Origin of the sequence: Companilactobacillus nuruki (assembly GCF_002872255.1) — a bacterium.
Taxonomy (GTDB): domain Bacteria; phylum Bacillota; class Bacilli; order Lactobacillales; family Lactobacillaceae; genus Companilactobacillus; species Companilactobacillus nuruki.
This window is the reverse complement of sequence record NZ_NIPR01000023.1, coordinates 1-14,333: the sequence shown is the minus strand read 5'-3', so window position 1 is coordinate 14,333 and position 14,333 is coordinate 1. Positions and strand designations below refer to the sequence as shown.

Genomic DNA, 14,333 nt, shown 5'->3' with positions numbered 1-14,333 from the left:
CATTGTTAAACCACCACGATACCCCCTAAATTACCACCCTTTGTTAAAACTCGATGACATGGAATAATCATTAAGATTGGATTCTTACCGATGGCTGTACCGACAGCTCGAACTGCTTTAGGACGATTAATTAACTTGGCAATCTTGGAATAATTGCTTGTCTGCCCATAAGGTATCCGCTGCAATTGACGCCAAACTGACCTTTGAAAATCAGTCCCTGTAATATCAATTGGTAAATCAAATTTTGTTCTCTTGCCTTGTAAATACTGTTTTAATTGATATTGATACGGTTCCACGACCGATTCATCATCTATTAAGTCCACTTCGGGATAAAACTTTTTTATTTCAGAATTATCACTATCTTCTGACCCAACAAAGACCAATCCCTTAGCAGTAGCTCCAATTAAATAACTATGATTCTCAATTCTAAAAACATGATAATAAATTTCTTGCATATTCCTCACCAACTTTTATGTAGTCTTATTATATGCTAAGATGCACTTAAAAATCTTGCATTCTAATTCGAGGTCTTATTATGTTACATCCCTTAACTAATGGTCGCTGGCAAAAAATAATTACCAATCAATCGGGGAATTTCTTTTATGGTGTCAAAACCACTAAAATATTTTGCAAACCTACTTGCCATTCAAAAACACCCAATAAAGATAATGTTTTAATCTTTAAAACTACTAGAGAAGCAATAAAATCGGGCTTTCGTCCTTGTAAAAGATGTCAACCTACTGGGCAAACACTATCTAATGATGAATGGGTCAATCAAATAAAGAAATATCTTCAATTGAACTATCAACAAAAATTGACTTTAGATAAAATTGCTCTAGATTGTCACGGCAGTAGTTCAAGTCTACAAAGAATTTTTAAAAAAATTACAAATAAAAGTCCTAATGACTACTTGATTGAACTTAGACTACAACATAGTCAACAGTTACTAAGAGAAACTGATTACTCAATTAAAACAATTGCTGCTCGTTGTGGATTTAATAGCGATACATATTTTAATACTAGTTTTAAAACCAAATATCATCAAACACCTTTAGATTATAAGTATCATAACAATTAACTTTTATAGTCTTGCAAAGGACTCTACAAATGTAGTAACGTATAGCATGTAAGCGCATTAGTAAATGATAATTGTTGTCTTGATCAACGATATTTTAAACAAACTGGTTAACTATTAAGTCTTTAACTGTATCGATGAATCATTTCATCATAAACATTGCTATGTATTCCAAGGAGGAAAATTAATATGGGGTTATTCTCTAGAAAGAAAGTTGATCAATTTGTTGCACCCGCTTCAGGTAAACTAATTCATTTGGATAAAGTCAGTGATCCAGTTTTCTCACAAAAACTTATGGGTGACGGATTCGCTGTTGCTCCTGATAATGATGAAATCGTTGCTCCCATTGGAGGAGTGATCGGTACGGTATTTCCAACTAAGCACGCACTAATGATTACATCAAAAAACGGATTAGAAATTATGTTGCACCTAGGCATAGATACAGTTGAATTAAAAGGTAAGCCATTTGAAACCTTTGTAAGGGAAAATGATGTCGTTAAGGCTGGTCAAAAGTTAGCTACCATGAATCTAAAACAAGTAAAAGATGCTGGTAAAGATACTGCTATTATGACAATCATTACTAATTCAGATGCTGTTAAATCTATGGACGAATTCACTGAGAAAACAATTTCCGCTGGTGACAGCGCTCTTAACGTAAATGTAAATTAACGAAACGTGTGGCAAACAAGCTACACGTTTTATTTTTTTGTTTGTAAATTTAACAAAATGTATAATATTCAATAAAGGAGGTTTAATTATGGTCAAAATTCCTTATTTAAAAGGTTTTGAAGCATACCTTAAAACCCGCCATATCTCTGTCAAGGCACACACCGAATATATGAATTCGTTAAATGACTTTTTCACTTATACAATTCAACATAATTCTGACTATAAGATTAGTGAAAAAATTACTGATGTTCACGAGATGGACATCAGATTATTCAAAAATTTTATGCTTGAGGATTTAAAACTTAGTCCTAGTACTATTAATAAGGTTATTAGTAATCTGAACGTTTATTTTAAGTATCTTTTTAATGTTAAAAAAACTCCTGAAATCCCTACTTTAAATATTAATAGTGTACCTGTGCCTAAACAAACCGATTTTCCAGTTGAAGTTTTTTTAAAACTCCCCTATTATCTCAAGGCCGATCTTAGTATATATACAAGGCTTTTGATTTTAATTATTTCCAAAGGATTTAACTATAAAGAAGCTTTAGCCGTTGATTTTTATAAGAAATTCAATCAATTGTATTTTGACGCCGATGAAAATAATTTTTTAAATCTATACAAAAGTTATATTGAACCATATCGCTCATATTGGAACAATGATAATCTATTTTTAAGCCGTAATCGCGGAGCCAATACCCCACTTCTATCAGTTCCAGCACTTCATCGAGATCTTAAACGAGACAGTTTATCTACCCAACTAGATTTATCGCCTAAAAAACTTTATACAACCTTTATTCTTTTGGCCTTAAGCACTAAGGAGTTATCATCTGATCAAAGAAGAGCACTTGATGCTTTAGATACGCCCTCATTGATGTATTATCGTCGTCTCATGCGAGAGACAAAATTTGATATATAAGAGAAAGTGAAATTATGAAAAATATTGCAGTTTATTGTGGTGCTGCCACTGGAAATCAGGAAATATATACCATTGGAGCAAAAAAACTTGGTCAATGGATCGTTAACAATAATTATGGATTAACCTATGGTGGTGGTAGATATGGACTTATGGGCGTGGTTGCTAATAGTGTTCTTGAATCCCATGGTTACGTACATGGAATTATTACTAAGGAATTGGTCAACCGCGAGCTGTCACACCAAAAATTATCCAAGTTGGATATCGTTGATAATATGTCACAACGAAAGCAAGACATGTTGAAAGACTCAGTTGCTAATATTGCTTTACCAGGTGGTCCTGGAACCTTAGAAGAGATTTCTGAGGCCTTCTCCTGGACAGTAATAGGGGACAGCTCCAATCCTTGTATTTTTTATAATATCAATCATTACTATGATAGATTAGCTGATTTTTTTGATTCAATGACTGAACAAGGATTCATGGAGAAAAAAACACGTCAGACCTTACTATTTAGTGATTCTCTAACTGCGATAGGTAATTTTATTGATTCTTATACCCCACCAACTTTACGCAACTATACTAAATGAACACATGAGAACTTATTATTTCACTAATTGATCAAAAGGGACTATATTCTACTTGTCAGATAGAAGAATATCTGGCAAATATACTCCTTAGATATACATCATAAAATGTATGATTTTTCTCATTAATACTACTTATAATAAATATCCTCCTAACTTAAATAGTTAATAAAAGATAGACCAATTAAAAAGAATATAAACTCTCTGATATATAACAAAAAAGCCACGTCGGAATTAATTTTCCAACGTGGTTTTTGTTTTTTAAAGTAAAGTTGTTACACTTCCTGCAATAATAACTAAAACTAGCCCTGAAACGATATACACCATTTCTTTTTTTGTTTTATGTTCATGTAGAATATAAATTCCGCCTAATGTTGCCAAAATAACATTCATTTGCGATAAGATGAATCCAGTAGCCAATCCATTAACTGATGGACGGGCAGAAATTAAATAAGTTAAAGCCGCAAAGGCAAAGAAGAAACCACTTATGATATTTGTATAAGAACTCTTAGTCTTAAATGGCTTGTCCAAACGATTACTTTTTGTTGCTAAAGCAAAGATCGTTGCCACTACTACCATTCCCAATGCTTGAGGTAAGAACGCTTCAAAACCACTAACTGTGATAGCTTGTGGGAAAGCTGAATAACCTAAGTAACCAATTTCAGCACAGGCTACCAATAACACACCTTTGATAGCATTAAATCCGCCTGATTCCTTGGACATTTTATTTTCACTATACGTCGTCAACCAGACACCGAAAATGATTAAAAGAATTGCTGAGAAACCAATCAGTTTGGCCTTTCCACTAGCCCATTCTCCCAATACTATGACACTCCATAATGAAGCACCAACCAATTGAAAACCAGTTGAAACTGGCATGGTCCTAGAAACACCCATTTCTGCAAAGGCATAAAATACTAATATTTGACCCATTGACCAAAATGCACCTGATAAGAAAGTGAATAGAAACTCTTTGCCCGATAACATCGGTGTTTGACGAACAACTGCAATTATAATTGCAAAAATTAAAGTACCATATGTCGTTCCCAGAATTTGGTTAACTGGCTTTCCACCAAATTTACCAGTCAGGACTGGAAATAATCCCCATCCAATCATTGGCATTAGGCCGATCAATAGATTCAATGCACTCATTAACTAAAACTCCCTTTTTAAAAATCTTCAATTTAAAAGCTACTGGACAATAAACCAGTAGCTTTTTGCAATGGGAGTATTATAGCAGAAAAGCGAATACGTTTTCAACAACGCATTCGCTTTTCACAAAAAAATCATTTGTTTTATGAACTAAAAGAATTATATAATTCTTAATTAAATTGAGCATTCAATGGGGGAACAACTTGCTTCTTACGTGATACAACACCAGGTAAGGCAGCCTTGTTATCTTCAACTTTAGTATTCAAAGCCGCTTCAAACTTGGAAATTGCTTCGCTGTCACCAAGAATCAAACCAGTTGTGTCACTAGTTAGGATATTAGTAATTAGAAGTACAAACAAATTATAACCTTTGTCTGCATTTTCAGCTTTAATATCTTTAACAAAATCATCTTCACGTTTCAAAGTGTCATCAACATCTACTGTATTAACTTGGGCAACACGTACACTAGTGCCATTCATATCAAAGCTTTTAGCATCCATATCAATAAGTTCTTGAGTTGTCTTGCTGTCTAAGTTTGTTCCAGCCTTTAACATTTCAAGACCATATGTTTCATAATCGATACCTGCTGTTGTAGCCAAACTCTTCAAAGCAGCACGATCTTCATCAGTAGTTGTAGGTGATTTCAATAGCAATGTATCAGAGATAATTGATGAAGCCATAATGGCTGCAATTTGAGCAGGAATTTCAACATCATTTTCTAAATACATCTTCCAAATAATCGTACTTACACATCCAACTGGTTCTGCACGATAGTACAATGGTAATGCAGTTTCAAAGTTAGCAATTCTATGATGATCAACAACATGAGTAATCTCAACATCAGCAATGTCATCAACACTTTGTTGCCTTTCATTATGATCGACTAGCATAACTTTTTTAACTTCGCCGTTAATGGCTGAAATAATACGTGGATATTTAACATCAAAATGATCATAAACAAATTTTGTTTCTAGGTTTGGTTCGCCTAAAGCAACAGCTTCAGTATTGAAACCTAATTGATTTTGTAGATATGAATATGCGATAGCTGCTGAAACAGCATCGGTATCAGGATTTTTGTGTCCGAAAACTAATTCTTTTTCCTTTGGCATGTGTACTATACCCCTTTATAAAATTTATCTAGAAGACTTTAAACGATCAATGTAACTCATTTTATCTAAGAACTCATCCCAGCCATTCAAAAATTCTTGAATGCGAGGAATTTTTTCTTTATCTTCCCGATATATAAATGATAAATCACTTGATACTGCTGGTTCAAGTGGTGTTTGATAAAGTTTAAACATTGACTGATGCGCAATACAAAAGCTCAATGGCAGTACTGTATAAACGTCATCCGATTCTTGCGTAAACTTCAACAATTGATAAGGTGAAGAAAACCTTGCGACAACCCTAGGTGAATCAACATATGCATCCAAAAATTTACTGCGTAGTAAATCGGAAAAATAATAAGATCTTAAGTAAGCAGCCCATGGTTTAGTAGTAGCATCTTTATAACTAACAGACTTTTTCTTACTAAATTTCTCATTGTTATGAATCAACATAAGATTGTCACTAATAATCTTCTTACTCTTATAAGACTTCCAACCTTTAATACTCTTATCTGGCAAATACATAATGGCCAAATCAATACGGTTATTTTGAATATTGTCCCAAAGTTCTGTTCGCGTTAAAAGGTTCAAATCAATTATAACGTTTGGATTAATCCGATTATATTCAACAATAAAATCTTCAATCACAACCGATTCGGCCGTTGAAAGCAGTCCGATACTAATCGGACCACTCTTTTCAGAGGATTCCTGTTGAATCTGATCAGTAACATTATTTATGATATCAAACATTTGATGAGTAGCCTTCAGTAGCGATGTTCCAGCGTCAGTTAAATAAATTTTTTTACCAACACTGTAAAACAATGGTGCCTCAACAACTCGCTCAATTTTTTTAATTTGCTGTGTCAAGGCAGGTTGAGTTATACCTAACTGCTGTGCAGTTTTGGTGTAACTCATATTTTTCGTTAACTCATCAAAATAATTTAAAGCTTTAGAACTAAAGACTCTTCTTGATTTTTCATCCAACAATAAAAGAATCCTCCTAAGTATTTGTGAAAACAAAATTAATATATGCAATAAGCTAATAATACTATATAAATTAAAAGTTTGCTGTTTATATTATTATTTTTCTTCTATTTTTTTCACAAATCTAACTGGATTTCCATCTATTGCTGGATCCATAATAAACGAGCCATTTGAATAACGATCTGTACTTTGATGATTTGAACGATCAATTTCAATTTCTTTATTTGTATCAGTAATAATTGAAATATCCATATCATTAGAAATATTGGTTACTAATGAAACACGATGTGGTTGACGTTTCAATTCACGTAACGTTAAAACTCCTCTGCGAGCCCGACTAGTTACTGGAATTTCAGATAGTTTCATTTGCTTGTATGAACCTCTTTGAGTTACTAAAGCAATTTTTTCACTTTCATCAGTAGCTAAGAAATAGCTTGCCAATGAATCATCATCTTTAAGACTGACAAATTTGACGCCCATTGCTTTGCCACTAACCACAGGAACCTCTTCAATTGGAAATGCTGAAGCATAGGAATGCTTAGTAAAAACATAGACCAAGTTTTTAGCATCTTTTTCAACATAATAAACATCCATCACCCGATTGGTATCAGACTTTATCTTACAATACTTGGATGCTCTTGATTTATAAGTTCTTCCTGGTAATAAATCACTAAAAGCAACTTGTTTAATATAATTCTCATTAGTAGCAATTAGGAAATTGCCAGTTTCCTTTAGGTCTTTAAAAACAAAGGCCTTCAGAATTGATTCGTCATTATCTAATCCTATTTCTTGAGATAAATGTGAACCAGTATCTTTCCAACGACTATCTTCAATTTCGAAAATCTGACGATAGATCATGTTTCCCTTATCAGTAAAGATAAACAAATGATCAAGCGTATTAACATTTACATCAATAATCGGATAATCTTCATCTTTCAAACCGTTATCATCAGTACTAGAAGCTTGATATGAACGTAAACTACTTCGCTTTACATATCCATCATGACTAACTAACAGACGTACATCCTCACTAGCCACCATTACCCGTGTATCAACCTCAATTTCCTCAACCTTGGCCTCAATCTTAGTTCGACGCTTATCTGAATATGTATTACGAACCTCAAGTAGTTCTTTTTTAATCACACTCATTAATGTTGTATGATCATTGATAATTTTATCCAATGAACTAATTTGATTTTTAAGTTCCTTATCTTCTTTTTCTAAGTCGGTAACATCTGTATTAGTCAAACGATAAAGTTGTAAGGAAACGATTGCTTCTGCCTGTTCTTCAGTAAATTTATATTCCTTAACTAAATTGTTCTTAGCATCAGATTTATTTTTACTACCACGAATAGTTTTAATAACCTTATCAAGAATTGATAAAGCTTTGATCAAACCTTCAACGATATGTAATCGTTTTTTTGCCTTGGTTAGATCAAATTGACTACGACGTAAGACAACGTCCTTTTGATGCTCAATATATTCCTTTAAGATTTGAACTAAACCGACCTGCTGAGGACGCATGTCAGCAATGGCAACCATATTAAAATTATATGAAATCTGTAAATCAGTATTCTTAAACATATAATTCAAAATTCCATTAGCATCAACATCACGCTTTAGCTCTATAACAATTGACAACCCTTGACGATCACTTTCATCACGAACCTCAGCAATACCATCGACCTTCTTCAAAACTCTAATTTCGTCCATTTTTTTGACTAACTGAGCTTTGTTGACCTCATAAGGGATCTCCGTGATGACAATTTGTTCTTTATGACCACGAATTTCTTGGATGGACGTTTTGGACCTTAAGTAAACTTTACCTCTACCAGTACGATAAGCATCTTTAATACCATCTTTACCTTGTAAAATTCCACCCGTTGGAAAATCGGGACCTTCAACGATTGTTATCAACTCATCTAAGGTAATCTCTGGTTTATCAATCATTTTAATTGTTGCATCAATAACCTCACCCAGGTTATGAGGTGGAATTTCTGTCGCATAACCAGCTGAAATTCCGGTTGCTCCATTAACTAACAAATTAGGAAATCTTGCTGGTAATACCTTAGGCTCTTTTTCAGTATCATCAAAATTCCATTCTTCGTCTACTGTATCCTTATTGATATCGCGAAGCATTTCACTAGAAATTTTGCTTAAACGAGCTTCAGTATAACGCATGGCTGCGGGTGGATCACCATCCATTGAACCATTGTTACCATGCATTTCAATTAATGGATTACGTAACTTCCAATCTTGTGACAAACGAACCATGGCTTCATAAATCGAAGAATCACCATGGGGATGGAAATTACCCATAACATTACCAACACCCTTGGCTGACTTTCTAAAACCTTTATCATAGGTATTTCCATCCAAGAACATTGAATACAAAATACGACGTTGTACTGGTTTTAAACCGTCACGAATGTCTGGTAAAGCTCTCTCTTGAATAATTGATTTTGAATATCTCGCAAATCGATCTCCCATGATTTTTTCGAGCGAGATATCTTGAATTTTAGGAGAATTTTCAGTCACTATTTATCACCTATTCCTTATTCAATAAATCGTCAACGATTTTACTATCAATTGGATCAGTTTCATCATCAACCTTTTCCAAAATGTTGTCTCCCTCTTCGGTACCGTTGAAACGAACATTCTCTTCGATCCAATCACGACGTGGTTTTACTTTATCACCCATTAGAGTAGTTACTCGACGCTCAGCTAAAGCAGCATCATCAATATTTACCCTAATTAGAATACGATTCTCTGGATCCATGGTTGTCTTCCATAATTGATCGGCATTCATTTCACCTAAACCTTTAAATCTTTGTAAATCGTAACCTTTACCCATTTTTTTAATATCTTCCTGCAGTTCATCAGGAGTCCAGGCGTACTTAATTTGTGTTTTAGCTCCTTTGCCCTTTTGAAGCTTATACAAAGGTGATAAGGCAATATACACATGTCCAGACTCAACTAACGGACGCATATAACGATAGAAGAAGGTTAATAACAGAATTTGAATATGTGAACCATCATCATCAGCATCAGTCATGATAATAACTTTGTCATAATTACGATCTTCCAATTTGAAGTCGGCACCTACTCCAGCACCAATTGTATAGATCATTGTGTTGATTTCTTCGTTTTTATAAATATCTTCCAGTTTGGCCTTTTGAGTATTCAAAACTTTTCCACGTAATGGTAAGATCGCTTGAAATTTACGATCACGTCCTTGTTTAGCTGAACCTCCAGCAGAATCACCCTCGACTAGAAATAATTCATTTCTATCTGAGTTTTTTGATTGAGCTGGGGTTAATTTACCGGACAATAATCCGTCATTCTTCTTATTCTTTTTGCCATTACGAGTACTCTCACGCGCTTTTCGGGCAGCATCTCTTGCTTCACGAGCTTTCAGAGCTTTTTTTACTAGCATCTGAGCTTGCTCACCATTTTCCATCAAATAGAAACTCATTTGTTCATAAACTAATTGATCGACAGCTGATCGGGCTTGTGGAGTTCCCAACTTTCCTTTGGTTTGGCCTTCAAATTGTAGTATTTCTTCTGGAATACGTACTGAAATGATGGCTGAAAGTCCTTCACGAACATCACTACCTTCAAGGTTCTTACTATTTTCTTTTAATAGACCTACCTTTCGAGCATAATCGTTAAAGGCTTTTGTCAAACCAGATTTCATTCCGGCCTCATGCGTCCCACCATCGGCAGTACGAACGTTGTTAACGAAAGAAATAATATTCTCTGAATAACCATCGTTATATTGTCCGGAAAATTCTATTTCAATATCAGAATTAGTTCCTTCAACATAAAAAATACCACCAAGAGTATCTTTGTCTTCATTTAAATACTTAACAAACGATTGAATTCCGTCTTCATAATGAAAGACATCTTCCTTTACCTCAGCACCACGTTTGTCAGTAATAGTAAATTTAACGCCTTTCAATAGAAAAGCTGATTCTCTTAGCCTTTCAGCTAAAGTATCATAGTTAAACTTAGTTGTTTGGAAGATGGAAGCATCAGGTTTAAAACTAATAGTCGTTCCATTATCTTCTTTAGTAGTACCCGTCTTCTTCAAAGTTCCAACCGGATGCCCACCATTTTCAAAGCGTTCTTCATAAACTTTATGGTCACGAACTACTCGAACGGTCATCCACTCAGACAAGGCATTCACGACTGATGAACCAACACCATGAAGACCACCAGAGGTTTTATAACTGTTCTCAGAGAACTTACCTCCAGCGTGCAAAACAGTCAGAATAACTTCAATCGTGGGCTTGCCAGAGGCGTGCATCCCCGTAGGCATTCCTCGTCCGTGATCGACAACAGTAATACTGCTATCTTGATTGATCGACACATTGATTTCTTTACCGAATCCTGATAAAGCTTCATCAACTGCATTATCAACAATTTCATATACCAAGTGATGTAATCCACGTGAATCTGTGGAACCAATGTACATACCAGGTCTTTTTCGTACAGCTTCTAATCCTTCAAGGATTTGAATTGACGAATCATCATATGATGATTTTGGCATTTATATCATTCCTTTTCATTTACTACTAATGAGATATTCTAGTATTATAACACTATTCACAATATACGAATATATGTTCGTATTCAAGAGAAATCTTTCAATTTCAGGTAAAATAGTAGATAATGTCTAGGTTGGTATTTATAATTCTCATAAAAACACCATAGAATTACAATATACCAAAAAATAAAGCTGAGAGAGTGATTTTTTAATGAAACTTCTCATTTGTGCAATTTTAGCCTATTTAATTGGCTCATTTCCAACCGCCTACATTGTAGGTAAAGTCTTCTTCCATAAGAATATTTTTGAATATGGTAGTGGAAATGTTGGAACAACAAATGCCTATCGGGTGCTAGGAAAAGTAGCCGGAACCGTTGTTTTAATAATCGATATTTTGAAAGGAACTTTGGGAGCCTTAATGCCAGTCTTCTTTGGACTAGATCGTCATCTAATCTTATTTGTTGGTATCTGTGCCGTTGTTGGACATTGTTATTCAATCTTTCTAAAATTTAGAGGTGGTAAAGCTGTGGCCACTAGTGCCGGTATTTTATTAGCATATAATCCTTTGTTGTTTGTAATTTGCTTTATCGTTTTAGCAACGATTGTTTATATTACAAGTATGGTCAGTGTAGCTAGTTTAACAACTATTCTTTTCTTCACTATTGCTACACTCTTTTTACACGATTGGATACTTACAACTGTTGCAATTATTATTACTGTCATTATTTACGTACGTCATATCCCTAATATCAAACGATTATTAAAAGGGCAAGAAAACTTGGTTCCCGTTGGATTAAGATATAAAAAACAACAACAAAAGCTAGGTAAGTAATCTTTATATAGTACTAGTTAAGTCCGATAACTTTAAGGGTTATCGGACTTTTATTTTAGAGATAATAATTATTTTCAAAAATCTCAATTATCTTAAAGATATTTTCATCAAAGTAGTACTATTCTTCTATGTTACTGATAGAATAATGGTAAAGCGTTATCAAGTTCAGGGAGGCTTTAGGGATGAATAATAATGATTTGCCTACGAGAGCGGAATATCAACGCTCTCACAAAAAAACAAAGAAACATTTTTATAGACGTTGGTGGTTTTGGACTATCATTGCCATCCTCCTACTGGCTGGAGGTGGTTTTCTAGGAATGAAGATGACCGCAACTGGCCCATATGCTCCGACAACAAAGGTTTCTAAAAAGAAATCTAATACTAAGAAATCTACTGCTAAAAAAGACATTACCTTATCTCAATATAAAGGTATTTATATCAGTGACAAAGATGGCCTTTCCCCAGATCAAATAGAAAAAGCTATTGGTAAATCATCAGCCACTTCGGTATCGGCTACATCTCAAAATAATATTTATACATGGAATACCATTGCTAATGGTGAACTTGGTTCGAAATTAACTATCAGCTTTAACAATAACCACGCCATTGGTAAAACTATTAGTGGCATTAAGGTAAATCGTTCAGAAAAATTGGGACTGGATTCATATAATTCAATTCAAAATGATCAAACGCAAGATACAATTCTTAAGAACGTCGGTAAACCTAATGGTTACAATGACTCAAGTAGCAATGGAAAGATTACTCAAACTTGGACGTATTCTTCCGATGTTAAAGGAAATACAGGTGCAAACTTTATTATTTCCTTTAGCGATGGCAAGGTTACTGGTAAGAGTCAAAGTGGCATAGAGTAAAATTTATAATTTTAAAAGCATTCTTCATGAATGCTTTTTTATATACCAGTAAAATGTATCTGGTTGTAGCTTTTTATCGCTAATCACCAGTTTGTGTTAATTCTTAAATTTTATAATAGATATATTTTATTAATAATTAATTCGTGTTATAATTATTTTTTATTTATTCAAATAATATTTAATGTATTAATGTACATAACTTGACCAAAATTCCTGAATTATCGTATCCTCGTAATAGGAGGTAAGTTAATTATGAGAATACTTGATATTATAGCTTTATGTTTAACCATCATTGGTGGATTAAATTGGCTATTAGTAGGTGCCTTCAAATGGGACTTAGTAGCTGCCATTTCAAATGGCAGAGAAACACCATTAGCAAGAACAATCTATGTTATTGTTGGATTGTGTGCTTTATACTCATTAAAGTTCTTCACATTATTATAGTTAAATATTCAAAAGGACTATCAATGATAGTCCTTTTTTTATAATCTTAATTCCTGAAACAAATAATCTGTGAACCAAATTCTTTCAATATTTTCAGATAAAATAAAAAGATCAGCCAATTATTGACCAATCCTTATTGATTATTAATATTAGTTTAATCTAATCCATTCATTAGTTGCCACTCTATAGTAAACTGCTGGTGCGTAAGCTCCAACCGCAGATGGAATAGCTACTTCTTTATCATTCATCCAACTACCAGCATTTAATGTCGAACCTGTCTCAATAAAACGATAATCGGAATCCATACTATAAATTTTAGTATTAGAATCATTTGTAATAACTCTATGGTAATTTTCAAACACTTGAGCGACCTTATAGTTCTCAACCCATTCGTTTGCACCAACACGCCAATAATTATTTGTTGGATCAAAACTATCTGTCAACCAGTCCGTATTATCGCTCAATCCCCTGTTTGAAATTAAAGTGTACTCGCCATTATCATTGCGTGAATATAAATTAGATTGATATAACGTATGTAAATAAGTGGGCATTTGAATATCTGCTTTAGCCGTAATAGTATTAAGCCCAGCAAATGAAACTAATGCAAAAAATGAAATTAATACAACCCTTAAAAATTTTTTCATATTATAATTTCCCTTCCAATTATTTCAATTACATTGTACAACTTTTATCTAAGAAAACATTATTTAAAATTCTGGAACTAGGGACACTGGATTATCAGAAAGCAAAAAGTCTATTAGTATACTAATTACTTCGATATTCATGGATCAAAATATGTAAACAATATTACAATTGGGATTCTCAAGATGCCGTTGACGATTATAGAAATACTATAACAAACTCTTATTTTTACGTATAAGACGAATTCTAGGCGAAGCAGTCAAACCCCTTAGAATATATTGATTCAAATTCTATGAGGAATTCTGTGCTGCTTAAAAGAAATTTAAAAACATTTAGTAGACCGAAATATTGATACAATAATAAATATACGACTAAAAATAGTGATGAGAGAATACTGAATACACTAAACTATCTTGATAAAAAGCCCACAACTACATCGACCAATAAAATTAAATAAATTTAGCATGTTTTGAGTATACGACTATATTGCAACGTAAGCACCTAATAACCG

Annotated in this window: 14 protein-coding genes; 7 read left to right on the top strand and 7 right to left on the bottom strand. The window is 33.6% G+C overall.

All coding sequences use genetic code 11. The features are described from left to right. Positions 1 to 5: 5 nt before the first annotated feature. Entirely contained in the window at positions 6 to 455 is a 450-nt protein-coding gene (locus CBP76_RS07515; RefSeq protein WP_245865677.1) for a methylated-DNA--[protein]-cysteine S-methyltransferase, read from the bottom strand. 80 nt (positions 456 to 535) lie between these two features. Here CBP76_RS07515 and CBP76_RS07510 point away from each other — a divergent pair, with 80 nt between their 5' ends. The 4 genes from CBP76_RS07510 (at position 536) to CBP76_RS07495 (ending at position 3,244) form a co-directional block, all read left to right on the top strand. Further along, a complete protein-coding gene (locus CBP76_RS07510) occupies positions 536 to 1,078 on the top strand; it encodes an Ada metal-binding domain-containing protein (RefSeq protein ID WP_102196289.1) in 543 nt (180 codons plus the stop codon). Between the two features lie 186 nt (positions 1,079 to 1,264). Continuing rightward, positions 1,265 to 1,744, top strand: coding sequence for a PTS sugar transporter subunit IIA (locus CBP76_RS07505; protein WP_102196288.1), 480 nt, complete (start codon positions 1,265 to 1,267; stop codon positions 1,742 to 1,744). 88 nt (positions 1,745 to 1,832) lie between these two features. Continuing rightward, entirely contained in the window at positions 1,833 to 2,660 is an 828-nt protein-coding gene (locus CBP76_RS07500; RefSeq protein ID WP_102196287.1) for a phage integrase N-terminal SAM-like domain-containing protein, read from the top strand. Positions 2,661 to 2,674: 14 nt separating this feature from the next. Beyond that, a complete protein-coding gene (locus CBP76_RS07495) occupies positions 2,675 to 3,244 on the top strand; it encodes an LOG family protein (protein WP_102196286.1) in 570 nt (189 codons plus the stop codon). 258 nt (positions 3,245 to 3,502) lie between these two features. On the opposite strand, the gene rbsU is transcribed toward CBP76_RS07495, so the two are convergent. The 5 genes from rbsU to parE form a co-directional block, all read right to left on the bottom strand. Then, entirely contained in the window at positions 3,503 to 4,393 is an 891-nt protein-coding gene (gene rbsU / locus CBP76_RS07490) for a ribose/proton symporter RbsU (protein ID WP_102196285.1), read from the bottom strand. Positions 4,394 to 4,563: 170 nt separating this feature from the next. Further along, positions 4,564 to 5,502 (bottom strand): manganese-dependent inorganic pyrophosphatase, encoded by a 939-nt coding sequence (locus CBP76_RS07485; protein WP_102196284.1) that lies wholly within the window; start codon positions 5,500 to 5,502, stop codon positions 4,564 to 4,566. Positions 5,503 to 5,526: 24 nt separating this feature from the next. Then, complete coding sequence (locus CBP76_RS07480) at positions 5,527 to 6,486, bottom strand: LysR family transcriptional regulator (RefSeq protein WP_102196283.1); 960 nt, start codon at positions 6,484 to 6,486, stop codon at positions 5,527 to 5,529. 93 nt (positions 6,487 to 6,579) lie between these two features. Continuing rightward, a complete protein-coding gene (gene parC, locus CBP76_RS07475; protein ID WP_102196282.1) occupies positions 6,580 to 9,021 on the bottom strand; it encodes a DNA topoisomerase IV subunit A in 2,442 nt (813 codons plus the stop codon). 10 nt (positions 9,022 to 9,031) lie between these two features. Then, entirely contained in the window at positions 9,032 to 11,035 is a 2,004-nt protein-coding gene (parE, locus tag CBP76_RS07470; protein WP_102196281.1) for a DNA topoisomerase IV subunit B, read from the bottom strand. 208 nt (positions 11,036 to 11,243) lie between these two features. On the opposite strand from parE, the gene plsY reads away from it, so the two are divergent. The 3 genes from plsY to CBP76_RS07455 all read left to right on the top strand — a co-directional run bounded on the left by plsY (position 11,244) and on the right by CBP76_RS07455 (position 13,180). Continuing rightward, a complete protein-coding gene (plsY, locus tag CBP76_RS07465) occupies positions 11,244 to 11,864 on the top strand; it encodes a glycerol-3-phosphate 1-O-acyltransferase PlsY (RefSeq protein ID WP_102196280.1) in 621 nt (206 codons plus the stop codon). Between the two features lie 182 nt (positions 11,865 to 12,046). Beyond that, positions 12,047 to 12,736 carry a DUF3862 domain-containing protein gene (locus tag CBP76_RS07460; protein ID WP_102196279.1) on the top strand — a complete coding sequence of 230 codons (690 nt, stop codon included), beginning with the start codon at positions 12,047 to 12,049 and terminating at the stop codon, positions 12,734 to 12,736. Positions 12,737 to 12,988: 252 nt separating this feature from the next. Then, a complete protein-coding gene (locus CBP76_RS07455) occupies positions 12,989 to 13,180 on the top strand; it encodes a DUF378 domain-containing protein (RefSeq protein WP_102196278.1) in 192 nt (63 codons plus the stop codon). 149 nt (positions 13,181 to 13,329) lie between these two features. On the opposite strand, the gene CBP76_RS07450 is transcribed toward CBP76_RS07455, so the two are convergent. Further along, positions 13,330 to 13,824: a hypothetical protein gene (locus CBP76_RS07450; RefSeq protein WP_102196277.1), complete on the bottom strand. Its 495-nt coding sequence runs from the start codon at positions 13,822 to 13,824 to the stop codon at positions 13,330 to 13,332. Between the last annotated feature and the right edge of the window lie 509 nt (positions 13,825 to 14,333).